The following is a 25844-nucleotide window of genomic DNA, read 5'->3' on the forward strand; positions in this document are numbered from 1 at the left end:
TTTTGAAACATCGACTAATTTTGTATATGATGGTGAAGGAGATTTTGCCGTTGTTTACGAGATGGAGTGAAAAATATGCTGAATAATTTCTTACCAAATGAACATGTGCCGAGTGTCTTTGACATTGATCCTCTTGTATTGAAGGAAAAAGGCGTGAAAGGTGTAATAACTGACTTAGATAATACATTGGTCGCATGGGATGTTGAAGATGCGACAGATGAAATAAAACGTTGGTTCAAAAAAATGAATGATCACGGCATTCAAGTGACGATTGCCTCTAATAATAAAGAAGCGCGAGTGAAATTGTTTTCTGAGCCATTAGAGACTTCTTTTATTTATAGTGCACGTAAACCATTGTCGAAAGCATTCAAAAAAGCAAGAAAAGAGATGGAGTTAGATAAAAGCGAAGTGGTCGTCATAGGTGATCAGCTTCTGACTGATGTACTTGGAGGGAACTTGGCGGGCTTCCATACGATTCTCGTTGTTCCGATTGTTGAAACAGATGGTTTCTTCACGCAAATCAATCGTAAAATTGAACGCAGAATCCTTAACTGGATGCGTAGAAAAGGAAAAATCACATGGGAGAGGAGAAATCATTCATGAGTACGATCTACTGTCAAGGCTGTGGTATCGAAATTCAAACCACTAATCCAGATCAACCAGGTTATGCACCATCATCTGCGTTGGAGCGCGAAGATGTAATCTGCAAACGGTGTTTCAGGTTAAAACACTATAATGAAGTGCAAGACGTTCCTTATCAAGACGACGATTTCTTAGAAATGTTAAATCAAATCAGTAAAAATGAAGGGTTGGTTGTACAGCTCGTTGATATCTTCGATTTTAACGGGAGCTTTATTTCAGGGTTAAAACGTCATACGGGAAATAATCCGGTCATCCTCGTCGGAAATAAAATGGATGTGTTACCGAAATCCGTCAACCCAGGAAAAGTGAAATTATGGTTGAAAAAGGCGGCCAAGGACCAAGGGTTGTCCGTAAAAGATGTGTTTTTGATTTCTGCTGAGAAGAATCAAGGCATTGAAGAGCTCTCAAATGAGATTGATAAGTACCGTAAAGGCAAAGATGTTTATGTGGTAGGCACGACGAATGTTGGTAAGTCGACATTCATCAATACGTTGATATCTAACACATCAGGTGTAAAGGATGCTATTACAACATCTTACTTCCCAGGTACGACCCTCGGCTTCATTGATATTCCATTGGATGAACGAAGTTCCCTTTACGATACACCTGGGGTTATTCAACGTCATCAGATGGCTCATTATGTATCCGATCAAGATTTGAAAGTCATTACACCAAGGAAAGAAATCAAAACAAAAGTCTTTCAGCTTAATGAAGAGCAAACCTTATACTTTGGTGGATTAGCTCGTTTGGACTTTGTTGCTGGGGACCGGACTTCCTTTGTATGTTACTTTTCTAATGAGTTGCCGATTCACCGTACGAAACTTGAAAAGGCAGATGAACTATATGAGAATCATCTAGGTGAGCTGCTTTCTCCTCCAGATGCTGAAACAATGGAGAAATTGCCTCCATTGAAGGGGCATACTTTCAAAATTAATGAAGACAAAACAGACCTTGTTTTCTCAGGCTTAGGTTGGATTACCATTCCAGAAGGGGATATAACCGTTACGGCTCATGTACCAGAAGGTGTAAAAGTATCCTTGCGTGATTCACTGATTTAAGGAGGCCGTTCAAGATGAAATTAGGTTTGGTTGGTTATCCTGTTGGTCACTCGCTCTCTCCTTGGATCCATGAGCGGTTGATGGAACAGCAAAATGTATCAGGAACGTATGAATTATTTGAAACCTCGCCTGAATCATTCGATAGCTATATAGAAACTTTGAAAAAAGAAGGACTCGATGGATTTAACGTCACGGTTCCTTATAAAGAAACCATCATTCCGCATTTAACTGACCTGGATGATAGTGCACGAGTATTAGGAGCCGTAAACACCGTCAAACAAACAGAGCGTGGTTGGATTGGGTATAATACGGATGGGATTGGATTCGTCGACTCTATAAAGAATCGGTTCCCGGAAAGACTGCATAATGAAGCTCAAATCCTTATGCTGGGAAGTGGAGGAGCGGCGCGTGGAATTTATCATGCCCTGATCCAATCCGGTGTTGCGCGCGTGGACGTGGCGAATCGGACACCGGCAAAGGCCGAGGCCTTGCTCGAAATGAATGATACAATGGTGAAATCAAAAGCTTTGGATTTACAAGAAGCCGAAGAGGATTTAGCCAGATATGATGTTGTGATTCAGACTACATCTGTTGGGATGAGTCCGAACCACAATCAGGCCATTATCTCGTTAAAACGACTGAAGCCAGGTGCTGTCGTTAGCGATATAGTTTATAGACCGATGGAAACAGCGTTTCTAATAGATGCGAAAGCACAAGGTGCCAGCCTACATTACGGACACGAAATGCTCTTGCAGCAAGCGGTATACGCATTCAAAATTTGGACAGGAACAAATCCTGACGCATTCAAACTACTAGATGAGTTCGAAAGCAAACTGAAAGGGGTATAGAATGTTAACAAGTAAACAGAAAAAACATTTACGTACGATCTCACACGAAGTGCAACCTATTTTCCAGGTTGGTAAAGCAGGCGTGAATGAGAATATGACCAAACAAATCGATGAAGCACTTGAAAAAAGGGAATTAATTAAAGTCAGTATTTTGCAGAATAATTTCGACGATAACAAGCAGGTAGCAGAACAGATTGTAGAGGCAACCGGAGCACATATCGTACAAATGATCGGGAATACCATTATTCTATATAAAGAATCAGAAGAAAATAAACAAATCGAGTTGCCGTAAAGGAGATCTCTCATGAAACGAATTGGCATCCTTGGAGGAACGTTCGATCCTCCTCACTTAGGACACCTACTTATGGCGGAATTGGCTTATGAGGAAATGGGATTAGATGAAATATGGTTTTTACCTTCACACATCCCTCCGCATAAACAAAAGGCCACCGTTTCATCCAGAGACCGGCTGGCGATGGTAGAGCAAGCCATCAAAGGGAACCCTCATTTTCAAGTATGTGGTATTGAGATGACGAGGGAAGGGCCCTCATACACAGTAGATACAATCACTGAATTGAAAAGTAAATTTCCCGATGATCAATTTTATTTTATCATCGGGGGAGATATGGTTGAGCACCTACCTAAGTGGAACCGGATCGAGGAACTAACGGAAATGGTAGAATTCATCGGTGTCAAGCGGCCGGGCTATCCGTGGGACCCGTCCATTCCGGTGCACCAAGTAGAGGTCCCGCTTGTCGGGATTTCTTCCTCGATCATTCGCCGTCGGACTGCAATGAAACAGAGTGTGCGATACATGGTACCTGATTCGGTTGATCACTATATAAAGGAGCATCAGCTGTATGAACTTGACTCGTAATGAAGCCTTAACCTATGTTGAACCACATCTGAAACGTTCTAGATACGAGCATACCGTTCGTGTTGTTGAGCAAGCGGTTGACTTAGCTAAGAAATACGATGTGGACGTGAAATTAGTAGAAATTGCTGCGGCTCTCCACGACTATGCGAAGTATAAACCTTTAGAAGAAATGGAGCGATGGATCAAGACAGATCGACGATTACCTAAAGACCTGCTTGATTACCACCATGAGCTATGGCACGGTCCTGTAGGAGCATTGATGCTTGAAAAAGAGCTCGGCATAAGTGACGCTGCTGTTATAAGTGCCATTACATGTCATACAACAGGTAAAAAACACATGAGCACATTAGATAAAGTCGTCTTTCTAGCGGACTATATCGAGCCTGGCAGAGACTTTCCTGGTGTGGATGAAGTTCGTGAATTAGCGAACAAAAATCTTGATGATGCTTGCCGACTCGCATTAAAGAACACCATTCTTTTTCTAGTAGAAAAAGGGCGGACGGTTTATCCGGACACGTTTCATGCTTACAATGATTTCATATAATAAGGTATAGAGAAAAGTAAGATGACTAAGGGAGGAAGACTATGGAAAGCAAAGAACTCGTAAATTTAGCAGCACAAGCCTGTGATGAGAAAAGAGCGAATGATATTGTCGTCTTGGATATGTCGGATGTTTCACTCATCGCTGATTATTTCCTGATTTGTGAAGGTTCCAACGAACGACAGGTTCAGGCGATTGCAAGAGAATTAAAGAATCAGGCAGATGAACAAGGGATCGATGTAAAGCGAATGGAAGGGTTTGATCAGGCCCGTTGGATCCTAGTTGATTTGAATGGTGTCGTCTGTCACATTTTCCATAAGGACGAGCGACATTACTATAACTTAGAACGCCTGTGGGGCGATGCTTCTACGGTTCATATTGAAGGCATAGAAGGCTGATTATGAGCTATGGAAAAATGGCTCAAGTCTACGATCGCTTAATGGCAGATGCGCCATATGATCAGTGGGAAGCCTATACGAGTCACATGTTGAAGACCTATCACCCAAATGCAAAGCGGATTCTGGATTTAGGATGTGGCACAGGTGAAATCACACGACGTCTTCATGAAAAAGGGTTTCTCATGACAGGTGTCGATCTGTCAGAAGACATGTTGACGATTGCGGAGCAACAATCCTCTTCTGCCATTCAATGGTTGAATCAAGATATAACCAATCTAGAGGGGTTAGCTGATTACGATTGTGTAATCAGCTTCTGTGATGTGATCAACTACCTTACAGAAGAAGAGCAAGTGAAGGCGACTTTTTCGAACGCTTATACAGCTTTATCTGCTTCGGGAATGTTTTTGTTTGATGTTCATTCCGTTGAACATGTAACAGAGGATCTCTATGGACAAACCTTTGCGGAAGTGTATGATGACCTATCCTATATTTGGTTTTGCGATCCTGCGAATGAGCCGAACAGCGTCATTCATGACCTTACATTTTTCGTGCAAGATCAAGCACAATACCAGAGATTTGATGAACAACATAAACAGAGGGCCTATCCTGCTCAGAAGTTAAAACAATGGATTCAAGAAGCGGGGTTCAACCTTTTACAAATCCATGCTGACTTCGACACTACTCCTTCTGATAGAGGCGACCGTTTGTTTTTTGTTTGTCAAAAATAAAAAACGCGCTCAAGGAAAACTACTTGAGCGCATTTTTTTATTGGACTGGTGACCCCAAACAGAACGGAATGTACGCGATCGGTCAGCAATAAAAAAGAAGGATTTTTTTCTTTTATGTCGAATAATAAATTTTAGAAATCAATCTGTTGTTTATCTTCTAAATGTTTTCGTTGTGTCGCTTTAAACATCTCCTTAAACAAATCTCCAGTATGATTCTCCAGCGCCTCTAAGCCTACTCCCGTTACCCCGCCTTTAACCGTAACTTTCTCCATTAATTGTTCAAGACTGAAAATCTCTTGAGAAATCAATTGTCCGAGGCCTACGATCATTTGTTCCGTAAGCTGGGTAGCTTGTTCCTCGGAAATCCCCGCCACTTGATGAGCAGCTGTAATCCATTCTTTTAGTAGAAAGCTTACAAAAGCTGGTCCGCATGAGACGATGTCAGAAGAAACACGGATAAATGGTTCCTCAACAGCGACCGGTGTAGAGAATTGCTTAAAAGCATGTTCTAAAGCTTTTTTGTAGTCGTTTGAGACGCGAGTACCAACCGTGAATAAACTGACGCCTGCGAACGCATGATTGGTTATGGAAGGTACGATACGTGCTACTTGACAAGGGACGACTTGTTCTAACTCTTCAACAGATACAGGACTTGTGATGGATACGAGGCATTGGTCTTCTTTTAATTCAGTTGCAATCCCCTCGAGGACTTTTTTGTAGTCGTGCGGTTTTACACACATGAACAACACATCACACACTCTGGCCATTTTTGATAAGTCCGTTGAAACCGTAACGTTTTCGAATGATTGGCAAAGGGCCTGAGCTTTTTCTGTCGATCGGTTAAAAACGAACAAATCTTCTTCTTGTATAGCTCCGCTGGTGGTCAAAGCAGTTGCTAACATGCTCCCCATGTTACCAGTGCCGATGATTCCCCACTTCAATGGAATCCCTCCTTATTTGGTCACTCCCATATTTTTATTCATAGAAAATTGAATTATGAAAGTAGGCGAACGATATATGATGATGTTGAAAAGATATGGATGGATGGTCGGACTGATTCTTATTTTTCTTTTCGTCTTTGCACAAGGGCAAGAAGAAAATCCTGTGGCTACACCTGTTAAAGGCTTGGAAGTAGAGACGGGTCTAAACGATGAAATAGATGAACCAAAAGAAATGAAGGTGGATTTGAAAGGGGAGGTCGTGAAGCCTGGAGTGTATGTTGTCAAAGCAGGTATGAGGGTGGATGATGTCATTAGTATGGCAGGGGGGATGACAGGGAGTGCCGATGTCACAAGTATAAATCTCGCTCAATTACTGCAAGATGAGATGGTTATTCTTGTCTTGCCCATTGGAGAATCTGCTCCTACTAGTGCCTCATCAGCTTCTGTATTTCTCCCCATTAATCAGGCAACAAAAGAAGAAATTGAAGGACTGAGTGGTATTGGTCCTTCCAAAGCCCAAGCCATTGTGGACTACAGAGAAGAGCATGGACCTTTTTCAAGTAAAGAGGAACTGCTTAACATCTCTGGTATAGGCGAGAAGACGCTTGAAGGAATGGAAGATGAGATTCGCATTCCTTAGGGAATATTGACGAATGAAGATGTGAAAGGGTACACTGAATGCAAATTTGTATAGGAGGTTACATAGTGGATCGAATTTCATGGAATCAATACTTTATGGCGCAGAGCTATTTACTTAAATCAAGAAGCACGTGTGAGCGATTAGCTGTTGGAGCTGTCGTTGTCAGAGACAAGCGGATGATTGCAGGGGGGTACAACGGAAGTGTGACGGGAGGCGTTCACTGTATTGATGAAGGATGCTACGTGGTCGATGGACATTGCGTCAGAACCATCCACGCCGAGATGAACGCACTGTTGCAATGCTCGAAATTCGGTGTGACGACAGATGGTGCCGAAATCTATGTTACGCACTTTCCTTGTATCCATTGTACGAAAGCCATTATCCAGGCCGGGATAAAAGCGGTGTTTTACAGTGAAGATTATAAAAACGATCATTATGCCATTGAGCTTCTTCAACAAGCAGGGGTAAAGACGAAGCAAGTGCCTTTACAAATCGACCCTGTTCACTATGAGCAGCAGAAGCTCGTTGCAGATTTAATCGATGAATTAGAGGAACAAGGCGATTCACGTGTTGATGAAATGAAAAGAAGGGCCCGTCACTTATTCCATGTCCCTCATCAAAACCAATCATGAAAGGATCGCTCCATCTCCCCGTCTTGGCTTTCGTCATTGGCGGGGTAACTTCAAGACTTTCTGGTATGGATTTGTTCATTATGATGGTGCTATTGTTCCTCTGGGGGTTCTTTCTTTTACATCATAGAATGTTCTTTCTAATCTTGTTATTCTTTTTGTTCGGTTACGTCTATTTATCCCCTCCCACTTCACCCTCTATATTACCCACCCACCTGTCTTCAACGGTAGTGATCAAAGATCTTGAATACACCTCTCAAACAGTACAACTGGTCGTGTACGACACCCAAACTAAAGATCACCGGCTTATTACCTACTTTGGAAAAGAATCATCAGCCCTCCCGGTTTCATGGAAACACGGAGCAACGTGTGCCGTTGGAGGAGAGGTAAAGCCGATCGATGGGGCGACAAACCCCGGAGAATTTGATTATCGACAGTTTATGGCTCGTCAATCGGTCCATGGTCAGGTAGAGTTGAGTTCCCCAAATCAACTCAAATGTGAAGGGCATTCGAAAATCACTCATTTATATGAAGCGAGAGTCGCCTTGATGAAAAAAGTGGAAGGCGCACTTTCAAAAGAAGCGTTCGCATGGGTAGCTGCTTTAGTATTTGGTGAGCAAGATCACTTGGAAGAAGGCACCGTGCAGTGGTTTCGGGACTTTAACCTTTCTCACATCTTAGCCATTTCGGGCCTTCATGTGGGTTTATTTATTACAGGTGTTTATCTCCTCATTTACAGGCTAGGTATTGGGACGAAAGAACAAGCGAAGGTGTTGTTATTTCTGATGCTTCCTATGTATGCTTTTTTAGCTGGAGCGGCTCCTTCTGTACTGAGAGCTTCTCTTATGGCTGTATGTGTTCTGTTATTACCCTATTTCCGATTGAAAGTTCCTTTAACAGATATCGTCTCCTTCATTGCGTTAGGTCTACTTATCGTATCTCCTTCATATTTCTCGCAAATCGGATTTCAGTTCTCTTTCCTCGTAACCTTCAGTTTGATTCTCTCTTTTTCAGTTTTTTCCAATTCCCCTAATGTGTGGGTCACTTCAGCCCAAATTAGCTTGATCAGTCAGCTGTCTATTTTACCTATACAAATTCATTACTTTTATGAATTCAATCCCTTATCATTAGTAGCCAATGTGCTGCTGGTTCCGTATTTTTCATTTGTCGTCATCCCTTTTTCCATTGTTCTTGTGATTACGAGCTTAATGGTGCCTGCAGTCTCTTTGTTTCTATCGGCGAGCCTTTCACAAAGTAACGCTTTAGTATTACAATTTTTTGAATGGGGGTTAGAACCGCTAAGGATATCATGGGTCGTTGGGGAGATGAGTCCTTTCTACATGATACTTTCCTTGGGAGCTTTTATTTGTATGATGGCCATGTGGAGTCAAAATAGGCTGCGTGAGACTATTGTGGCAGGCACAGGAATGGTTGTGATCATTTCCTTATTTAGTATGCTGCCGTACTTCTCTTCTAAAGGTACGGTTACGATGCTTGATATTGGCCAAGGAGATACGTTCGTTATTGAGCTTCCTTATAGAAAGGGAGTCATTATCGTTGATGCAGCCGGACCTCCTATATTTACAGAAAATAAGCGCAAAACAGCAGACCGAATTATTCTTCCATTTCTTAAATCAAGAGGAATCGATACGATCGATGCGTTAATTGTGTCTCACGAAGATTCCGATCATAACGGAAGTGTTCCTTATTTGATTGAGGAATTGAATGTAGAGGCGTTGGTTGTCAGTTCATTTTATGATGAAGAAGAAACAGGGGTTAAGGTGGCTCGGATGGAAGCTGGTGATGTGGTGGAAATTAAAGACCATCGTTTTGAGATCCTTCATCCTTACGAGGATACACAAGATTCGAATGATAATTCATTGGTTCTGACTAGCGCGTTCGGTGGGAAGAAGTGGATGTTTACAGGTGACATATCAAAAGAAATGGAGGCGCAAATTATGGAAAGATATCCGAGTCTGGATATCGATATTCTTAAAATCGGTCACCATGGTAGTGATACCTCCACTTCAGAGGAATGGGTAACAATGCTGAATCCGAGTGTGGCGTTAATATCCGCTGGGAGAAACAACCGGTATGGACATCCACATGCAGACGTCTTAAAACGCCTTGAGAGAAATCATTCGACCATATATGTAACAAGCGAACACGGGAGTGTCCAATATACTTTTTCTGGGCAAAGTGGAACGTTTTCAAGCTTTCTCTCGTATAATGCAAACAGATCAAAAGAAAAGAGAGCAAATTAAAAAAGACTGCCTAGGCAGTCTTTCTGGTTAAGTATTCTTATTGTCCAATAACGGAAAATACAACTCCGATGAAGAAAATGACGAAGAAGAAAACGAATGAAAATACAAACCCTAATCCAGAGTCGATAACGTCATTAGTCTTGGACTGAATATCCTTCTTGAATTCGTTCATTGTTACCCCTCCTATATCCAATTCTAAGTATAAGCGATGTTTCGGTAAAAATCTACAATCAACTCGTAGGAATTCCAAAATTCCTTTACCGATTTTTTCATTGGCTCAGCTAGCAAGACTTGTCACAGATAATTATCAAAGAAGCGGTCAAACTAAACGAGAAGAGAGGGAAAGCATCGTCCTCTTCAGAAGCACCCGGGGCTTCTCGAATGGCGTTTATATAGATGGTTGATACGGCGATTTCGGTGTCACTTTTTTGACAGAAGAATAAATGCACCATAAAATAGTGTCACTGACTCCCCGATTTCGGGGGTCGCCGTATTCTTTTTTGAGAGGGACGAAACAGTGAAATCACACGTATATGTATTATATGGAGAAGAATCTTATTTAATACAAGAGAATAAGAATAAAATTATTGAGAAAACGTTGCATAAAGATGATCGAGAATTCAATATATCACAATATGATCTAGAAGAAACGCCGATTGAAGAGGTTGTAACGGATGCAGAGACGTTTCCTTTCTTAGGTGAAAAGAAAGTCGTCATTGCTTATAACCCTGTTTTTCTTAAAGGGAAGCCCGATAAATTATCCTTTGAACATGATGTCGATGCGCTCCTTGAGTATATCCAAAATCCGGCTGATTACACGGTGTTGATCGTGGTTGCTCCGTATGAAAAACTCGATGAACGGAAAAAAGTGTTTAAACAGCTCAAGAAACAAGGTGAAATCATCCCCTGCCAACCAGTCAAAGAATGGGATATTGATCAATGGATCAAGACCTTGGCTGATGAACTACATATCGTTGTCCCGCAAGATATTTACGAATTGTTTTCCCGTGAAATTGGAACCAACTTGATGGCTTTACGCAGTGAGATGGAAAAGCTTGCATTGAATGTTGGGGAGGGCGGTGTCGTTACGAAAGAACTGGCTGAACAGTTGCTCTCACATAGCGCAGAAGCTTCTGGCTTGAAACTGGTCGACGCTGTCATGGAACGCGATTTAGGACGAGCGATTCAACTGTATAAGGATTTAGAGAAACTAAATGAAGAACCCATTGCTTTAACGGCACTTCTTGCTTCTCAGTTCCGGATCATTAGTCAGGCAAAAGTGTTAAAACAAAAGGGCTATGGTCAGAATCAAATGAGGAATTATATCAAGGCTCATCCTTACGTTATAAAGATGGCTCTGAAGAGGGAGCGATATTTCACACAAAAAGAACTGAACCATATCATGGAACAGCTTGCGCAAACGGACCATACGCTGAAGCAGGGGAAGATAGACAAACCGCTTGCCTTCGAATTGCTGTTGTATAAATTAATACAAGTTAAACAGCAAGCGTAAAAAAGCCCTTCGATTAAATTCGAAGGGCTTTCTTTAAATAGAAAACGATCCAATCAGAAGACGGATCGCTTGTTGGTCATAAGAACTGACTATTATAATGCGTTTACTTGTTTAGTCAGGCGAGATTTTTTACGGTTACCCGTGTTTTGAGGAAGAGCACCTCGTTGGACAGCTTTATCAATTTTCTTAACGGCTGTTGGAAGGGCTTCTTTCGCGCTATCCGCATCTTTGCTAGCGACTAGCTTTTCTACACGTTTTACTGCTGTACGCATATCTGATTTGAATGCTGCGTTTAGGGAACGAGCGTCATCGTTTACACGTACACGTTTTTTAGCTGATTTAATGTTAGGCATGGTTTCACCTCCTAGGTAAAAACAAAAGACTCATTCATATCGAACAAGAGACATTCTACCAGAGCAAGTCCCTGTTTTCAATAGATATATGCATCCTTCTCTTAATTTGCATAGTTTCTTTAAGGGTGGGAGAAAATGGACATAAGGAGGAATGGCGCATGAAAGAGAAGGAAAAGTTCATTGTTCGGACCGATTTAGCCCTTGAAGCTCAAGAGATGAATGTAAAAGACGACCCATCTTCGTCGGATTCCGATGGTGTGGAAGTACATGAAAACGAAAAAAATGATATCAAAATCACATATGTGACCGTAGATGAAATAGGTGCTGAGAGAATCGGGAAAAAGGCTGGTCATTATATTACATTAGAATCTCAAGCGATTCGTAAACAGGATACAAAGCTTCAGGCTAACCTTTCAAAAGTTTTATCAGGGCAGTTACGAAAGCTTTTGCAAGATATGGGGGTCGATGAGAAACAACGAGGCTTAGTCGTGGGTTTAGGGAACCATCATATCACGCCTGATGCTCTCGGACCCTGGGTGACGGAGAAAGTGCTTGTTACAAGTCACTTATTTGAGTTGCAGCCAGAAACGGTCGCCGATGGCTATCGATCGGTGTCAGCTGTAACGCCAGGAGTAATGGGGACAACTGGGATTGAAACGAGTGACATGGTTCACGGGATCATCGAGGAAGTAAAACCGGATTTTGTGATCGTTGTGGATGCTCTAGCCTCAAGGTCAATCGACCGCATCAATGCGACCATTCAGTTATCGGATACGGGAATCCACCCAGGCTCAGGTGTGGGCAATAAGCGTAAGGAAATCAGTAAAGAAACCTATGGCATACCCGTTATTTCAGTAGGCGTTCCGACTGTCGTCGATGCTGTGACGATTACAAGTGATGCGATCGACTATGTTTTGAAGCACTTTGGTAGAGAGTGGAGAGAAAAGGACGCTCCTTCTAATGCTCTATCACCAGCCTTGAATCCATTTGAGAGAAAAGAGTTAACGAATGAGGACCTACCGAATGAGGAACAAAGCCAAGCAGTGCTCGGGATGTTTGGACAACTCAGTCAAGCAGAGAAAAAACAGCTTATTAAAGAAGTGCTGACTCCTCTCGGTCATAACTTAATGGTTACACCGAAAGAAGTAGACGGCTTCATCAGAGACATGGCGCACGTCATTGCAACAGGAATCAATGGAGCACTTCACCCTGGCGTAGAAGACGGAGAAGCTCAGTCCTACTCGAGGTAACAACTTACCTTTATAAAAGAATAGAAGAGGGTTCTATTAAAAAGTCCTCTCTCATACGATTTACTAGATAGAGTTCGTATGGGGAGGATTTTTTTATGCGCCGTTTTCATAAATGGGGAAGAAAGCCAAGGCATCCTTTTAAAGCAGGAACGAAATGGCTAGGGGTTGCTGTTGCTGTCCTTGTCTTATTATTCATCGGGATCGGAGTTTTGACTGGAGCGAAGAGCACGTACCGGCTTTATTCAGAAACCATTCAAAATGTGACCACAAAGCTTGAAGGAAGTTCCTTCATTTATCTATTCGAAATGGAGAACCGTGCATTCAAAGGGGCTCATCCAGAGGGGGAGCGTCTGCCGACATTTTCAACGCTTACCTTTCAGCTTCTGACGAGTTTAACCCCGAACGATCCGAGGAGTTTACTTGGCAGAGAAATTCCGGGGTTATCTTCTTACAACAGTCAAATCATCATTGCGGGTAAAGGAACGGACTATACGACGATTCCGATTGAGTCTGAACCGCCCCTTGATGTAGCGGAACGAGGAAATACAGGAAACATCGAGGAAGAGACTCCTGACTCTAGTGAGAATCCAGAAACGCTTGGAGAAGATCAAGTTTACATTTACCACACTCACAATGAGGAGTCGTTTTACCCGCATTTGCCTGACGAGTCAACGGCATATGACGGCAAAGTCAACATTACATTGGTCGGCGAACGGTTGGGGGAAAAGTTAGAACAGAGAGGAATCGGTGCGAAAGTAGAACAAACAAACTTTATGGACATTTTGAGGGACAAAGGCTGGAAGCACTATCAATCCTACGATGTTGCACGACCGGTCGTAGAGGAAGCTATTGGCCAGAACGAGTCGTTACGCTATTATTTTGATCTGCACAGGGACAGCATTGCAAAAGAACATACGACGACTACGATCAACGGAAAAGAATATGGCCGCTTTGCATTTGTCATCGGAGCAGAACACAGTAATTATGAAGAGAACTTGTCGTTTGCCACAGAGATGCACCAGAGGCTTGAAGATGCATATCCTGGCATCAGTCGCGGTGTCATTACGAAAAAAGGATCAGGTGTCGACGGAGTGTACAATCAGGATTTGAATCCAAATGCAATCCTTATTGAATTTGGAGGTGTTTATAATCACCTCGATGAATTGTATCGTTCTGCTGATGTGCTCGCTGAAGTATTTGCTGATTATATGCACGATGCTGAGAAAGTTTCTGGGGACTAGGAGGAAGAAGCATGAAAGGATTAATGGTCGTCCTACTCGCTATTGCCTTATTTTTTTCAGGAGCCCTTTATGGAATAGACAAGAATCAAGAGAAGGAAAATGGCGCCGTGGAGACAAATGCGGCGCCTAGCGTCCAAGATACAACGAGCCATCCGGAGTGTGATGCACCAGTTGTTGAAGAGGACATCCCTTGGATCAGTCAACTTGCTGGAGGGATTGGCGAAGGGGTGGCCGTCAGCTTTAATGGAATTGTTCTCATTTTATCGGAAGTCCTATCAGCGGGTTCTTGAACTCATTTTATCGAGGAGGAATCGCAGTAAACATTGAATAATGTCCTGGCTATTGCTATAATCAGGCTAGTTATTTGTGCCGAAATTAGTAGGAGTGATGCAAGTTGACTAGTCAATCAAAACAACAAAGAGTACGTAACTTCTCGATTATTGCCCATATAGACCACGGGAAATCGACGTTAGCGGACAGGATTTTAGAAAAAACGAAAGCTCTCACGCAACGTGAAATGAAAGAGCAATTCTTAGATGCCATGGATTTAGAACGAGAGCGAGGCATTACGATTAAGTTGAATGCCGTACAACTCAATTATGCTGCCAATGATGGTGAGGATTATACCTTCCATTTGATCGATACACCTGGACACGTCGATTTTACATACGAAGTGTCCCGAAGCTTAGCTGCGTGCGAAGGAGCCATTCTTGTCGTAGATGCTGCGCAAGGAATCGAGGCCCAAACGCTTGCTAACGTTTATCTAGCTTTAGAAAATGATTTAGAAATCATTCCAGTCATTAATAAAATCGACTTACCAGGAGCGGACCCAGAGCGGATCAAACAGGAGATTGAAGATGTGATCGGTATTGACGCCTCTGATGCTATCCTTGCATCAGCTAAAGAAGGTAAAGGTATTGATGAAATCCTTGAACGGATCGTATCAGACATACCTGCTCCTGAAGGGAATGCACAAGACCCTACCAAAGCGTTGATCTTCGACTCCCTTTATGATTCTTATCGTGGAGTTGTGGCGTATACATGTGTGCGCGAAGGCTCCATCAAATTAGGCGATAAAATCCGTATGATGGCGACAGGTAAAGAATTCGAAGTCAATGAAGTCGGTGTGTTCCGACCGACTCCTACACCGCTGAAGGAATTGAACGTCGGGGATGTCGGTTATTTGACCGCCTCTATTAAAAACATCGGAGACTCTCGTGTCGGTGATACGATCACACTTGCCAATAACCCGGCTCAAGAACCACTGCCAGGGTATAAGCGGATGAACCCTATGGTGTTCTGCGGAATGTATCCAGTGGATGCCAATAAATACAATGATTTACGTGATGCTCTCGAACGTCTAGAACTGAATGATTCATCCTTGCAATACGAAGCAGAGACCTCCCAGGCGCTAGGTTTCGGTTTCCGTTGTGGATTCCTTGGTATGTTACACATGGAAATCATTCAAGAGCGAATCGAAAGAGAATATAAAATCGATTTGATTACGACAGCACCGAGTGTTATTTATAAAGTCCGAAAAACGGATGAAACGGAAATGGAAGTCGATAATCCGTCGATGATGCCGGATAACCAGACGTTGGATGAGGTACAGGAACCGTTCGTTAAAGCGACGATCATGGTGCCGAATGATTATGTCGGTCCAGTTATGGAAATCTGCCAACGTAAACGCGGTAACTTTATGGACATGCAGTACTTGGATGATAATCGGGTTAACATCGTCTATGAGATTCCGTTGTCTGAGATTGTTTATGATTTCTTCGACTCGTTGAAATCACAGACGAAAGGGTACGCTTCCTTCGATTATGAGCTGATCGGGTATCGCGCCTCCAATCTTGTGAAGATGGACATCCTCTTAAACGGAGATACCATTGATGCCTTGTCGTTCATTGTGCATAGAGACTTTGCTTATGAGCGCGGTAAATTGATTGCCGAGAAGTTGAAAGAATTGATTCCGAGACAACAGTTTGAAGTCCCTGTCCAAGCAGCAATCGGGAACAAGATTGTGGCTCGTACCACGATCAAAGCGATGCGTAAGAACGTATTGTCGAAGTGTTACGGTGGAGACATCTCCCGTAAACGTAAGCTTCTTGAAAAGCAAAAAGAAGGGAAAAAGCGCATGAAGATGGTAGGCTCTGTCGAAGTACCTCAAGAGGCCTTCATGTCTGTCCTGGACTTGAACGAAGATTAATTGAAAAGATTTATGATAGAGAAGCCGCAGGAGATCCCCTCTTGCGGTTTTCCTTATGAAAGGTGGAGCAACATGACGATTTCTTCTGCATATATCCACATTCCTTTTTGTCAGCAGATTTGTCACTATTGTGATTTTACGAAGTTTTTCTATAATGAGCGCTTAGCTGATGAATATTTAGAAGCATTGAAGAAAGAGATTCACACGTATATCCCTGGAGAGAAAGCCAAGGTCAAAACGATTTTTGTCGGTGGAGGTACCCCGACGGCTGTCAATCATCAACAACTGAAAAGGTTGCTTGTGATGATCGATGAGCATTTCGACGTCAGTGCATGTCACGAGTACACATTCGAAGCCAATCCTGGTGACTTGGACGTGGAAAAGGTACGTTTATTAAAAGAGTATGGAGTCGATCGTATTTCTTTAGGTGTCCAAGTGTTTGACGATGACATGCTGGAACAAATCGGACGCGTTCATAAAGTGAAAGACGTATATACAAATGTCGACCGCTTGATTCAGGCTGGATTGACAAATGTCAGCATTGATTTGATGTATGCATTGCCTGGGCAAACGGTCGATCATTTTGAGAAAACCATCGATGAGGCAATGCAATTCGACTTGCCGCATTACTCTTCTTATTCATTACAAATCGAACCCAAGACCATCTTTTATCAACGATATAAAAAAGGGACTTTGGTCAAACCGCCGGAAGAAGATGAGGCAGAGATGTACGAGCTTCTTCAACGCAAACTTGCCGGAGCAGGCGTCCATCAATATGAAATTAGCAACTTCTCGAAGCCGGGGTTTGAAAGTCAGCATAATTTGACATACTGGAACAATGAGTATTACTTCGGAATTGGTGCAGGTGCACATGGTTATCTACCGGGTAAACGAACGATCAATATTCGTCCGCTTCCAGCCTATACGAAACAAGCAATGGCTAGCGGCAAACCGATCCTTCATGAAGAACCAGTCGGACTCAAGGAAAAAATGGAAGAAGAGATGTTCCTAGGTCTGCGTAAAACCGAAGGCGTATCCATTTCCGAGTTCAAAAAGAAATACGAAAAAGAGATGATGGATGTGTTCGGTGAAGCCATACCAAAGTTAATGGAGCGGAATCTGCTCGAAAAACAAGAGGGCATGGTTGCTCTGACACCTAGAGGACGCATCTTAGGAAATGAAGTTTTCCAAGAATTTTTGTTAGATGATTAGAAAGTGGTAGTTAACCGTTGACAACCTTATACCCATTTGATAATTTATTATTAGATTTAGCACTCAGACAAACCGAGTGCTAACAGAGGTGATCATCGATGTTAACAGAAAGACAACTGCTCATACTGCAAGTCATTGTTGATGATTTCATCACGACCGCTCAACCTGTTGGGTCGCGGTCTATTTCAAAGAAAGAGACCATCACGTTTAGTTCCGCTACTGTGAGAAATGAAATGGCAGACTTAGAAGAATCGGGGTTTATTGAAAAAACTCACTCTTCTTCCGGACGAATTCCGTCCGAAAAAGGGTATCGCTTCTATGTGGACCATTTGCTTTCTCCGCTACGGTTATCGAACCGTGAAATCAGTACGATACGTGAGGCATTTGCGGACAAAATGATGGAATTTGAAAGAGTAGTTCAAAAATCGGCTGGTATTTTATCCGACTTAACGAATTACACTTCCATTATTCTAGGTCCAGAGGTGTTTGAAACGAAGCTGAAGCAATTGCAAATTGTTCCGCTGAATGATCAGTCTGCTATTGCTATACTCGTGACGAATACGGGGCATGTGGAGCACAGAGCATTCAATGTCCCTGTAGAAATAGCCTCTACCGATTTAGAGAAAATGGTCAACATTCTGAATTCACGTTTACATGGAGTTCCATTGATTCAACTTCATGAAAAGCTCTATTCAGAAATAGGTGACTTATTGAAATCGCACACCGATCAATATGAAGGGGCCTTTCGTTACTTACAGGCGGCTCTTGTCGAGGAGCAACCCACGAAACTATATATCGGTGGCAAAACGAATATCCTCATGCAACCTGAATTCAGAGATTTAGATAAAGTCAGATCTCTTTATGCAACCATTGAAAAAGAGAGTGAGATGGCTGATCTCTTAAGATCAGATGATGAGGGCATTCATGTAAGAATTGGACAGGAGAATCCCTACGATGCCATGCAGAACTGCAGTTTGATTACAGCCAGTTACCGACTTGGCACAGATCAAATCGGGACGATCGCTTTGCTGGGTCCGACTCGCATGGAATATAACCGGATGTTTTCATTGATGAATGTACTTTCAAAGCATATGACGAGCACGTTCCGAGGTTGGTATTAAAGAACCGACAAGGAGATGGGGGGAACCGTTCCCATCGTTTCTTTTTGTCTATTGCTTTTTCTGAAGCATCCATTCATGTTATAGTCAAAAACGGCTAAAGGGAATGTAGGAGGTGTAAGTCGTGGAAGAGAACAAACAAGAAGATGTACTACATGAAACAGATGAACAGCAAGAGCAAGAAGCTGAAATCATCGAAGAAGAAGTCCAAAGCGAAGAAGAACAACTTCGTAAGGAAAGAGACGACCTGAACAATCGTCTGCTTCGTCTTCAAGCAGATTATGATAACTTCCGTCGCCGTACACAAAAGGAAAAAGAAGCGGATCGGAAATATCGTTCACAAAGCTTAGTAGAAGAGCTGGTTCCTGTATTGGATAACTTCCATCGTGCCCTTCAAGTTGAAGTGGACGGTGAATCTGCTCAAAAATTTGCCGATGGCATGAAGATGGTCTACGACCAATTCCAAGCCGCGCTTGATAAAGAAGGAGTCGAAGAGATTCCTGCACAAGGAGAACCATTCGATCCAAACCTTCATCAAGCCGTCATGCAAGTGGAAGATGAGAACTACGATTCCAACATTGTCGTTGAAGAACTGCAAAAAGGGTATCGTTTGAAAGACCGGGTCATTCGCCCGGCAATGGTAAAAGTAAACCAATAATAGATAATGATGAGATTGTAAAGGAGGACATTAACCATGGGTAAGATCATTGGTATTGATTTAGGTACAACAAACTCTTGTGTCGCAGTAATGGAAGGTGGGGAAGCGAAAGTCATCCCTAACCCGGAAGGTAACCGTACGACTCCATCTGCTGTCGCTTTCAAAAACGGTGAGCGTCAAGTCGGTGAGGTAGCGAAGCGTCAGGCAATCACGAACCCGAACACGATTCTTTCCGTTAAGCGTCATATGGGTACAGATTATAAAGTAGAGGTAGAAGGCAAAGAGTACACGCCACAAGAAATTTCTGCCATCATCCTACAGTATATCAAGAACTATGCAGAAGATTATCTTGGAGATACGGTTGACAAAGCAGTCATCACTGTACCTGCTTACTTCAACGACGCAGAGCGCCAAGCAACTAAAGACGCAGGTAAAATTGCAGGTCTTGAAGTTGAACGTATCATCAACGAACCTACTGCAGCGGCTCTTGCATACGGAATCGACAAAGAAGATCAAGACCAAACGATTCTTGTTTATGACCTAGGTGGCGGTACATTCGACGTATCCATCCTAGACATTGGCGAAGGTACATTCGAAGTTGTATCAACTGCCGGTGACAACCGTCTAGGCGGAGACGACTTCGACCAAGTGATTATCGATCATATGGTTGCCGAATTCAAAAAAGAAAACGGTATTGACCTTTCTCAAGATAAAATGGCGAAACAACGCTTGAAAGATGCTGCTGAGAAAGCGAAGAAAGACCTTTCTGGTGTTGCTCAAACACAAATCTCTCTACCATTCATCACAGCAGGAGAAGCAGGTCCATTGCACTTGGAAATGAACTTGACTCGTGCGAAATTTGAAGAATTGGCTTCCGATTTAGTCGAGCGTTCTATGAAGCCTACACGTCAGGCTCTTAAAGATGCGGGTATGAGTGCTAGTGACATTCACAAGGTTATCCTTGTTGGTGGTTCAACACGTATCCCAGCAGTACAAGACGCGATTAAGAAAGAAGTAGGCAAAGAGCCTTCTAAAGGCGTTAACCCTGATGAAGTTGTAGCCCTAGGTGCTTCTATCCAAGGTGGAGTGCTTCAAGGTGACGTGAAAGACGTTGTTCTTCTAGACGTTACGCCATTATCCCTAGGTATCGAAACTATGGGTGGCGTGACGACGAAATTGATCGAGCGTAACACGACAATTCCTACAAGCCACTCACAAGTGTTCTCTACTGCTGCAGATAACCAAACGGCCGTAGATATCCATGTTCTTCAAGGTGAGCGTGAGCTTGCTCAAGACAACAAGACACTTGGTCGATTCCAACTAACGGATATTCCACCAGCTCCACGTGGTGTTCCACAAATCGAAGTTTCCTTCGATATTGATGCGAATGGTATTGTGAATGTTCGTGCTAAGGATATGGGTACGAATAAAGAACAATCCATCACGATCAAATCTTCTTCAGGTCTTTCTGATGATGAAGTAGAAGATATGGTTCGTCAGGCAGAAGAAAATGCAGAAGAGGATAAGAAGAAGCGTGAAGCAATCGAGCTTCGTAACGAAGCCGATCAACTGATCTTCTCTACAGATAAGACAATCAAAGATCTTGGCGAACAAGTTTCTGAAGAAGAGAAACAAAAAGCTGAATCCGCTAAAGAGGAGCTTCAAACAGCTCTTGAAGGCGAAGATCTAGAAGTCATCAAAGAGAAGAAAGAAGCTCTTCAAGAACAAGTGCAAGCTCTTTCTGTGAAACTTTATGAGCAAGCGCAACAGCAAGCTGAGGCTCAGCAAGGTGAAGCTGGCGAGACTGAAGAAGATGTTGTCGACGCCGATTACGAAGAAGTAAACGAAGACGACAAGAAGTAAGCTTCATAGTGAGAAAAGAAAAGTCAAAGTCAGGTTCTTCTTGGCTTTGACTTTTTTCACGTAATGGCGGTTGCCTGTCTAAAGCGTGAGTGTTAATATAAACGTTATGTAATAGCGCCCGGGAGAGTGATGGACAAGTGAGTAAACGCGATTATTATGAGGTGCTTGGTGTTTCACAAGACGCTTCGAAAGAAGAAATTAAGAAAGCCTATCGTAAACTGGCGCGTCAATATCACCCAGACGTCAGTGAAGAAGAGAACGCTTCTGAAAAATTCAAAGAAGCGAAAGAGGCGTATGAAACGTTAAGTGACCAGCAGAAACGTGCCCAGTACGACCAGTTCGGGCACCAAGATCCGAATCAAGGCTTCGGAGGCTTCGGCGGTGGTGCCCAGGACTTCGGTGGTTTCGGTGATATCTTTGATATGTTCTTCGGAGGCGGCGGACGTCGTCGAGACCCGAACGCCCCTCGAAAAGGTGCTGACTTGCAGTACACCATGGCAATGGAATTCGAGGAAGCCATCTTTGGTAAGAGCACAGACATTGAAATTCCTACAGAAGAAGAGTGTGAAACATGTGATGGGTCTGGTGCCAAACCGGGAACATCTCCTGAAACATGCTCACATTGTCAGGGAAGTGGCCAGATTAACCAAGAGCAGGATACGCCATTCGGTCGTGTTGTAAACCGTCGAGTGTGTCATCATTGTCAAGGTAGCGGTCAAATTGTCAAAGACAAGTGTAATACTTGTGGTGGTGACGGACGCGTTCAAAAACGCAAGAAGATCCACCTTGATATACCGGCAGGCATTGACGATGGTCAGCAAATTCGTGTTCAGGGTAAAGGGGAGTCCGGCGTTAACGGCGGACCAGCCGGAGACTTGTTTGTTGTAATCCGTGTTCAACCACATGAATTCTTCCAGCGTGAGGGGGACCACATTTTCTGTGAGATTCCGTTGACGTTTGCGCAAGCAGCGCTCGGAGATGAAATAGAAGTGCCAACGGTTCACGGAAAAGTGAAATTGAAAATTCCTCAAGGGACTCAAACAGGTAAAACGTTCCGATTAAAAGATAAAGGTGCACCTAATGTCCATGGACGCGGACAGGGAGATCAGCATGTGAAGACAAAAGTCATCACACCGAAAAACTTAACGGATCGTCAAAGAGACTTGCTACGTGAGTTCAACGACATCAGCGGAAATGAAGCAACGGATGAACAACACGGCAATTTCTTTGAACGGATGAAGCGTGCGTTCAAAGGTGACTAAAAAGCCATAGTAAAAGGAGAGTGTCTGCTACGACAAGGTTCTCAGGGTTTATATACATCCCCGTATCAACCGAATGGTAGCAGGCACTTTTTTGTATTTCGACTGTCGAAATACATGAAGGACGATCAGAATGTGCATGAAGAATCAAGAGAATTTTAAAGAAAAGTGAGTTGAGTGATAATGAAGTGGTCAGAATTTTGTATCCATACCGCGAACGAAGCGATTGAACCGATTTCTAATATCTTACACGAAGCAGGTGCAAGCGGAGTAGTGATTGAGGATCCTCAAGATCTTCAAAGAGAACAAGCCCCTCTTGGAGAGATATACGAGTTGAATCCGGATGATTATCCAGAAGAAGGCGTAAGGGTTAAAGCCTACTTGCCTGTGAACAGTTTTCTGGCGGAAACGGTCGATGAAATCAAAACGTCAATCAACAACTTGAAGACCTTCGATATTGACCTTGGCCATAATGAAATTACGATGAGTGAAATCAATGAAGAAGATTGGGCGACAGCTTGGAAGAAATATTATAAGCCTGTGAAAATTTCAGAAAAAATTACGATTATTCCTACGTGGGAAGAATACACGCCTGTGTCGAGTGATGAAATCATCATTGAGATGGACCCAGGTATGGCTTTTGGAACAGGTACTCATCCTACGACCGTACTCAGTATTCAAGCCTTAGAGCAGTATTTAGAAAAAGATGATCTTGTGTTAGATGTGGGGGCAGGTTCAGGAATTTTGAGTGTTGCTTCTGTGTTACTCGGCGCTAGACATGCCCATGCTTTTGATTTAGATGATATTGCCGTAAAGAGTACGATGTTGAATGCAGAATTGAATCAAGTGCAGGACAAAGTGACGTCCAAACTGAACAATTTGCTCGAGGGTATTGAAATGGAAGCTGATTTGATTGTTTCAAACATTTTAGCCGAGATTATCGTTCAGTTTACAGATGATGCGTATAGTCGTGTGAAGCCAGGTGGATACTTTATTACATGTGGAATCATCGCAGGTAAGAAAGAGATGGTGCGAGATCGCTTACTTGAGTCTGGCTTCGAGATCGTCGAAACGAACAAAATGGAAGACTGGATCAGCATTATCGCTAGAAAACCGGAGTAAGGGTGGATTCAGATGCAACGGTATTTTGTGAGTGACGACCTGTGGGACAAGAACCAAGTTACCATTGAAGGTAAAGACGTCCATCATATTGTGAGAGTGATGCGTATGGAACAAGGGACTAAAATCATTTGCATCCATTCTCAAAAAGGTGCTGCTTTATGTGAAATTCTGGAGGTTACAGATGAGACCGTTATTGCCGGTGTAATCGAGTGGCTTGATGAAAACCGTGAATTGCCGGTAGATGTGACGATTGTACAAAGTCTTGGAAAAGGGGACAAGATGGAGCAAGTAGTCCAAAAAGGAACCGAATTAGGTGCCCATCGTTTCATTCCTTTTGCTGCGGATCGATCTGTTGCTAAGTGGGATTCCAAAAAAATCGGGAAGAAGATCGAACGACTCGAAAAAATTGCAAAAGAAGCGAGCGAACAGTCAGAACGAATGCACATCCCGATGATCAGTACTATGCACAAACTCCAGGATCTTGTAAAGCTCTCTGATGACTTTACGTATTGCTTCTTTGGATACGCAGAGTCGGCGAGACAATCAGTTTCCCTGTCTTTGCATGACCATTTGAAGCATGTCGCTCCAGGGGACAGTGTCCTTGTAGTATTTGGCCCTGAAGGCGGATTATCAGACGAGGAAGTTTCAGCATTTAAGAACCACGGTTTTGAGTCAATTCGACTAGGTCGAAGAATATTGCGAATGGAAACAGCCCCTCTTTACTTTTTATCCAGTCTCTCCTATCAGTTAGAAGAGCAAGGACAGCTTTAAAGGAATAGCAATGGGAAGTTAGACTAGCATTCGCATTTTATGCGCTTTCATGCTATGATGATGTACGTACAACTTATTAGTTAGAAGGGAAAGATAAATAATGAAACAAAATCTAGCGAAAATGATTGATCATACACAATTAAAGCCAGATACTCCGAAAGAAAAAATTCAACAAATCTGTGAAGAGGCGAAAGAACATGGTTTTGCTTCTGTTTGTGTGAACCCACACTGGGTAAAAACCTCCTATGATCTTCTTGAAGATACAGATGTGAAAGTATGTACAGTCGTTGGTTTCGCACTAGGAGCGACGACTAAAGAAACGAAAGCCTTTGAAACACGTCAAGCAATCGAGCAGGGCGCAACAGAAATCGATATGGTCATCAATGTTGGTGAACTGAAATCTGGGAATGAAGATATCGTTCAACAGGATATCGAAGCCGTTGTACGTGAAGCAGAAGGGAAAGCGATTGTAAAGGTGATCATCGAAACATCTCTGCTATCTGAAGATGAGAAGGTGAAAGCTTGTGAACTGGCCAAAGCAGCTGGAGCGGACTTCGTTAAGACATCTACAGGTTTTAACGGAGGTGGCGCAACCATCGAAGATATCAGCCTGATGCGTAAGACTGTAGGTCCTGATGTAGGAGTGAAAGCTTCTGGTGGTGTTCGTGATTATGAAGGTGCGAAAGCGATGATCGAAGCTGGTGCCACTCGTATCGGAGCAAGTTCTGGTATTGCCATCATTAAAGGTGAACAAGGAACGTCTGATTATTAAGTTTCATCTTTTTTACTGAATTACGAACCTCTTAGGTCATCTTTTATAAGGTGACCTGAGAGGTTTTTTAATGATAAACTTTAAGGTATAGGAGGTGTTAAAAAGTGAAAAAAAGAGACCACATCAAGATGCATAGTTACCCAGGAATGGTGGCTGTCGTAGGGGTGCACTCTGAAAAGGGAGTGAATTTTATGGCGGCAGGATGGCATGCCTATTTGTCTATGGATCCACCTATGTACGGCGTAGCGATCGGACGTGAACGTTATACATATCAAGAAGTTAAAGAAGTTGGGGCATTCAGTATCAATTTTCTCCCGTATGAACAGGCAGCGTTCATTCAATATAGTGGCACCTTTTCTGGAAAGCACGTGGATAAAGGAAGGGAGAGCTTGTGGTATCTAACAGAATCTTCTCTTCCCTTATTGAAGGATGCTTATCTTGCTTATGAATGCGAATTGAACCAGATGGTGCCGACGGGGGATCATGACTGGGTGATTGGAGATATCCATACTTGTCACTACAGAGATGGGATTTTTGGAGACGATGGTCTTCCGGATTTTGAACAACTTCATATCCCTCTCTACTTGGGAAGGTCTACGTATTTGAAGTTGGATTCCTCTACTGAAAGAATAGAGATTGAACGAAGTGAATTTGATAAAAAAAGTTGACCGCATTCGTTCAGTATAATATAATTATCAAAGGTATGGGGGGTCCCCATACGAGAGAAACAGTTTTTTTGCTTCGGAGGGAGGGAAATTGCATGTCAAATTCAACTCGCGTTCGTAAAAACGAGTCTCTTGAAGATGCTCTTCGTCGCTTTAAGCGCGGTGTATCAAAAAGTGGTACATTAGCGGAATATCGTAAGCGTGAATATTACGATAAGCCTAGTGTTCGCCGTAAGAAAAAGTCTGAGGCGGCTAGAAAGCGTAAATAAAGA

The 25844-nt window shown here is 42.9% G+C and carries 29 protein-coding genes; 26 read left to right on the forward strand and 3 right to left on the reverse strand.

Features of this window, described 5'->3' with window-relative positions:
• The first annotated feature begins 75 nt into the window (after positions 1–75).
• Genes H0266_RS01265 through H0266_RS01300 form a run of 8 tightly spaced genes read left to right on the forward strand, consistent with a single transcriptional unit; the run spans position 76 to position 5092 of the window.
• The gene (locus tag H0266_RS01265) at positions 76–603 is read left to right on the forward strand and encodes a YqeG family HAD IIIA-type phosphatase (protein WP_181470578.1); all 528 of its coding nucleotides are present in this window, start codon (positions 76–78) and stop codon (positions 601–603) included.
• Positions 600–1700 (forward strand): ribosome biogenesis GTPase YqeH, encoded by a 1101-nt coding sequence (gene yqeH, locus H0266_RS01270; protein ID WP_181470579.1) that lies wholly within the window; start codon positions 600–602, stop codon positions 1698–1700. The genes H0266_RS01265 and yqeH overlap by 4 nt, the downstream gene beginning before the upstream one ends.
• 14 nt (positions 1701–1714) lie before the next feature.
• Positions 1715–2548, forward strand: a complete 834-nt coding sequence (aroE, locus tag H0266_RS01275; RefSeq protein WP_181470580.1) for a shikimate dehydrogenase — start codon at positions 1715–1717, stop codon at positions 2546–2548.
• 1 nt (position 2549) lies between these two features.
• Positions 2550–2840: a ribosome assembly RNA-binding protein YhbY gene (gene yhbY, locus H0266_RS01280; protein ID WP_181470581.1), complete on the forward strand. Its 291-nt coding sequence runs from the start codon at positions 2550–2552 to the stop codon at positions 2838–2840.
• A gap of 12 nt (positions 2841–2852) precedes the next feature.
• Positions 2853–3425: a nicotinate-nucleotide adenylyltransferase gene (locus H0266_RS01285; protein ID WP_181470582.1), complete on the forward strand. Its 573-nt coding sequence runs from the start codon at positions 2853–2855 to the stop codon at positions 3423–3425.
• A complete protein-coding gene (gene yqeK / locus H0266_RS01290) occupies positions 3409–3969 on the forward strand; it encodes a bis(5'-nucleosyl)-tetraphosphatase (symmetrical) YqeK (RefSeq protein ID WP_181470583.1) in 561 nt (186 codons plus the stop codon). The genes H0266_RS01285 and yqeK overlap by 17 nt, the downstream gene beginning before the upstream one ends.
• 41 nt (positions 3970–4010) lie before the next feature.
• The gene (gene rsfS, locus H0266_RS01295; RefSeq protein WP_181470584.1) at positions 4011–4364 is read left to right on the forward strand and encodes a ribosome silencing factor; all 354 of its coding nucleotides are present in this window, start codon (positions 4011–4013) and stop codon (positions 4362–4364) included.
• 2 nt (positions 4365–4366) lie between these two features.
• Entirely contained in the window at positions 4367–5092 is a 726-nt protein-coding gene (locus tag H0266_RS01300; RefSeq protein WP_181470585.1) for a class I SAM-dependent DNA methyltransferase, read from the forward strand.
• A 131-nt stretch (positions 5093–5223) separates the two neighbouring features.
• On the opposite strand, the gene comER is transcribed toward H0266_RS01300, so the two are convergent.
• Positions 5224–6033, reverse strand: coding sequence for a late competence protein ComER (comER, locus tag H0266_RS01305; protein ID WP_181470586.1), 810 nt, complete (start codon positions 6031–6033; stop codon positions 5224–5226).
• A gap of 76 nt (positions 6034–6109) precedes the next feature.
• On the opposite strand from comER, the gene H0266_RS01310 reads away from it, so the two are divergent.
• From H0266_RS01310 to H0266_RS01320, 3 genes are all read left to right on the forward strand, one after another.
• The gene (locus H0266_RS01310; protein WP_181470587.1) at positions 6110–6673 is read left to right on the forward strand and encodes a helix-hairpin-helix domain-containing protein; all 564 of its coding nucleotides are present in this window, start codon (positions 6110–6112) and stop codon (positions 6671–6673) included.
• Positions 6674–6738: 65 nt separating this feature from the next.
• Positions 6739–7305, forward strand: a complete 567-nt coding sequence (locus H0266_RS01315; RefSeq protein ID WP_181470588.1) for a ComE operon protein 2 — start codon at positions 6739–6741, stop codon at positions 7303–7305.
• Positions 7306–7388: 83 nt separating this feature from the next.
• Positions 7389–9566: a DNA internalization-related competence protein ComEC/Rec2 gene (locus H0266_RS01320; RefSeq protein ID WP_281374227.1), complete on the forward strand. Its 2178-nt coding sequence runs from the start codon at positions 7389–7391 to the stop codon at positions 9564–9566.
• Positions 9567–9603: 37 nt separating this feature from the next.
• Here H0266_RS01320 and H0266_RS01325 read toward each other — a convergent pair whose 3' ends face one another.
• The gene (locus H0266_RS01325) at positions 9604–9738 is read right to left on the reverse strand and encodes a YqzM family protein (RefSeq protein WP_079479604.1); all 135 of its coding nucleotides are present in this window, start codon (positions 9736–9738) and stop codon (positions 9604–9606) included.
• Positions 9739–10083: 345 nt separating this feature from the next.
• On the opposite strand from H0266_RS01325, the gene holA reads away from it, so the two are divergent.
• On the forward strand, positions 10084–11079 hold the full coding sequence (gene holA / locus H0266_RS01330; RefSeq protein WP_181470590.1) for a DNA polymerase III subunit delta: 996 nt from the start codon (positions 10084–10086) through the stop codon (positions 11077–11079).
• A 92-nt stretch (positions 11080–11171) separates the two neighbouring features.
• On the opposite strand, the gene rpsT is transcribed toward holA, so the two are convergent.
• Entirely contained in the window at positions 11172–11432 is a 261-nt protein-coding gene (rpsT, locus tag H0266_RS01335) for a 30S ribosomal protein S20 (RefSeq protein ID WP_181470591.1), read from the reverse strand.
• A 158-nt stretch (positions 11433–11590) separates the two neighbouring features.
• Here rpsT and gpr point away from each other — a divergent pair, with 158 nt between their 5' ends.
• The 14 genes from gpr (at position 11591) to rpsU (ending at position 25841) form a co-directional block, all read left to right on the forward strand.
• Positions 11591–12682 carry a GPR endopeptidase gene (gene gpr / locus H0266_RS01340; RefSeq protein ID WP_181470592.1) on the forward strand — a complete coding sequence of 364 codons (1092 nt, stop codon included), beginning with the start codon at positions 11591–11593 and terminating at the stop codon, positions 12680–12682.
• Positions 12683–12777: 95 nt separating this feature from the next.
• On the forward strand, positions 12778–13923 hold the full coding sequence (gene spoIIP, locus H0266_RS01345; RefSeq protein WP_181470593.1) for a stage II sporulation protein P: 1146 nt from the start codon (positions 12778–12780) through the stop codon (positions 13921–13923).
• An 11-nt stretch (positions 13924–13934) separates the two neighbouring features.
• Positions 13935–14213, forward strand: a complete 279-nt coding sequence (locus H0266_RS01350; protein ID WP_181470594.1) for a hypothetical protein — start codon at positions 13935–13937, stop codon at positions 14211–14213.
• A 104-nt stretch (positions 14214–14317) separates the two neighbouring features.
• Complete coding sequence (gene lepA / locus H0266_RS01355; RefSeq protein ID WP_181470595.1) at positions 14318–16132, forward strand: translation elongation factor 4; 1815 nt, start codon at positions 14318–14320, stop codon at positions 16130–16132.
• A gap of 72 nt (positions 16133–16204) precedes the next feature.
• Positions 16205–17344 carry a radical SAM family heme chaperone HemW gene (gene hemW / locus H0266_RS01360; RefSeq protein ID WP_181470596.1) on the forward strand — a complete coding sequence of 380 codons (1140 nt, stop codon included), beginning with the start codon at positions 16205–16207 and terminating at the stop codon, positions 17342–17344.
• Positions 17345–17442: 98 nt separating this feature from the next.
• Complete coding sequence (gene hrcA, locus H0266_RS01365) at positions 17443–18465, forward strand: heat-inducible transcriptional repressor HrcA (protein ID WP_181470597.1); 1023 nt, start codon at positions 17443–17445, stop codon at positions 18463–18465.
• Between the two features lie 121 nt (positions 18466–18586).
• Positions 18587–19120, forward strand: coding sequence for a nucleotide exchange factor GrpE (grpE, locus tag H0266_RS01370; protein ID WP_181470598.1), 534 nt, complete (start codon positions 18587–18589; stop codon positions 19118–19120).
• A gap of 36 nt (positions 19121–19156) precedes the next feature.
• Complete coding sequence (gene dnaK, locus H0266_RS01375; protein WP_181470599.1) at positions 19157–20983, forward strand: molecular chaperone DnaK; 1827 nt, start codon at positions 19157–19159, stop codon at positions 20981–20983.
• A 137-nt stretch (positions 20984–21120) separates the two neighbouring features.
• Complete coding sequence (gene dnaJ, locus H0266_RS01380; protein WP_181470600.1) at positions 21121–22245, forward strand: molecular chaperone DnaJ; 1125 nt, start codon at positions 21121–21123, stop codon at positions 22243–22245.
• A gap of 180 nt (positions 22246–22425) precedes the next feature.
• Positions 22426–23364 carry a 50S ribosomal protein L11 methyltransferase gene (prmA, locus tag H0266_RS01385; RefSeq protein ID WP_181470601.1) on the forward strand — a complete coding sequence of 313 codons (939 nt, stop codon included), beginning with the start codon at positions 22426–22428 and terminating at the stop codon, positions 23362–23364.
• A gap of 12 nt (positions 23365–23376) precedes the next feature.
• Positions 23377–24135, forward strand: coding sequence for a 16S rRNA (uracil(1498)-N(3))-methyltransferase (locus tag H0266_RS01390; protein WP_181470602.1), 759 nt, complete (start codon positions 23377–23379; stop codon positions 24133–24135).
• Between the two features lie 100 nt (positions 24136–24235).
• Positions 24236–24907 carry a deoxyribose-phosphate aldolase gene (gene deoC / locus H0266_RS01395; protein ID WP_181470603.1) on the forward strand — a complete coding sequence of 224 codons (672 nt, stop codon included), beginning with the start codon at positions 24236–24238 and terminating at the stop codon, positions 24905–24907.
• Positions 24908–25011: 104 nt separating this feature from the next.
• Positions 25012–25575 (forward strand): flavin reductase family protein, encoded by a 564-nt coding sequence (locus H0266_RS01400; RefSeq protein ID WP_343063180.1) that lies wholly within the window; start codon positions 25012–25014, stop codon positions 25573–25575.
• A gap of 92 nt (positions 25576–25667) precedes the next feature.
• The gene (gene rpsU, locus H0266_RS01405; RefSeq protein ID WP_181470604.1) at positions 25668–25841 is read left to right on the forward strand and encodes a 30S ribosomal protein S21; all 174 of its coding nucleotides are present in this window, start codon (positions 25668–25670) and stop codon (positions 25839–25841) included.
• Positions 25842–25844 lie beyond the last annotated feature (3 nt).

This window comes from Halobacillus locisalis (assembly GCF_013694105.1).
GTDB classification, from domain to species: Bacteria; Bacillota; Bacilli; order Bacillales; family Halobacillaceae; genus Halobacillus; species Halobacillus locisalis.

Coding starts and splice junctions, on each gene's coding strand:
- prmA (WP_181470601.1), top strand. CDS start 22,426: ATGAAGTGGTCAGAATTTTGTATCCATACCGCGAACGAAGCGATTGAA.
- H0266_RS01325 (WP_079479604.1), bottom strand. CDS start 9,738: ATGAACGAATTCAAGAAGGATATTCAGTCCAAGACTAATGACGTTATC.
- aroE (WP_181470580.1), top strand. CDS start 1,715: ATGAAATTAGGTTTGGTTGGTTATCCTGTTGGTCACTCGCTCTCTCCT.
- hemW (WP_181470596.1), top strand. CDS start 16,205: ATGACGATTTCTTCTGCATATATCCACATTCCTTTTTGTCAGCAGATT.
- rsfS (WP_181470584.1), top strand. CDS start 4,011: ATGGAAAGCAAAGAACTCGTAAATTTAGCAGCACAAGCCTGTGATGAG.
- H0266_RS01265 (WP_181470578.1), top strand. CDS start 76: ATGCTGAATAATTTCTTACCAAATGAACATGTGCCGAGTGTCTTTGAC.
- H0266_RS01390 (WP_181470602.1), top strand. CDS start 23,377: ATGCAACGGTATTTTGTGAGTGACGACCTGTGGGACAAGAACCAAGTT.
- H0266_RS01310 (WP_181470587.1), top strand. CDS start 6,110: ATGATGATGTTGAAAAGATATGGATGGATGGTCGGACTGATTCTTATT.
- H0266_RS01300 (WP_181470585.1), top strand. CDS start 4,367: ATGAGCTATGGAAAAATGGCTCAAGTCTACGATCGCTTAATGGCAGAT.
- H0266_RS01350 (WP_181470594.1), top strand. CDS start 13,935: ATGAAAGGATTAATGGTCGTCCTACTCGCTATTGCCTTATTTTTTTCA.
- spoIIP (WP_181470593.1), top strand. CDS start 12,778: ATGCGCCGTTTTCATAAATGGGGAAGAAAGCCAAGGCATCCTTTTAAA.
- dnaK (WP_181470599.1), top strand. CDS start 19,157: ATGGGTAAGATCATTGGTATTGATTTAGGTACAACAAACTCTTGTGTC.
- rpsU (WP_181470604.1), top strand. CDS start 25,668: ATGTCAAATTCAACTCGCGTTCGTAAAAACGAGTCTCTTGAAGATGCT.
- gpr (WP_181470592.1), top strand. CDS start 11,591: ATGAAAGAGAAGGAAAAGTTCATTGTTCGGACCGATTTAGCCCTTGAA.
- yhbY (WP_181470581.1), top strand. CDS start 2,550: ATGTTAACAAGTAAACAGAAAAAACATTTACGTACGATCTCACACGAA.
- yqeH (WP_181470579.1), top strand. CDS start 600: ATGAGTACGATCTACTGTCAAGGCTGTGGTATCGAAATTCAAACCACT.
- deoC (WP_181470603.1), top strand. CDS start 24,236: ATGAAACAAAATCTAGCGAAAATGATTGATCATACACAATTAAAGCCA.
- H0266_RS01320 (WP_281374227.1), top strand. CDS start 7,389: ATGGTGCTATTGTTCCTCTGGGGGTTCTTTCTTTTACATCATAGAATG.
- H0266_RS01285 (WP_181470582.1), top strand. CDS start 2,853: ATGAAACGAATTGGCATCCTTGGAGGAACGTTCGATCCTCCTCACTTA.
- hrcA (WP_181470597.1), top strand. CDS start 17,443: ATGTTAACAGAAAGACAACTGCTCATACTGCAAGTCATTGTTGATGAT.
- rpsT (WP_181470591.1), bottom strand. CDS start 11,432: ATGCCTAACATTAAATCAGCTAAAAAACGTGTACGTGTAAACGATGAC.
- yqeK (WP_181470583.1), top strand. CDS start 3,409: ATGAACTTGACTCGTAATGAAGCCTTAACCTATGTTGAACCACATCTG.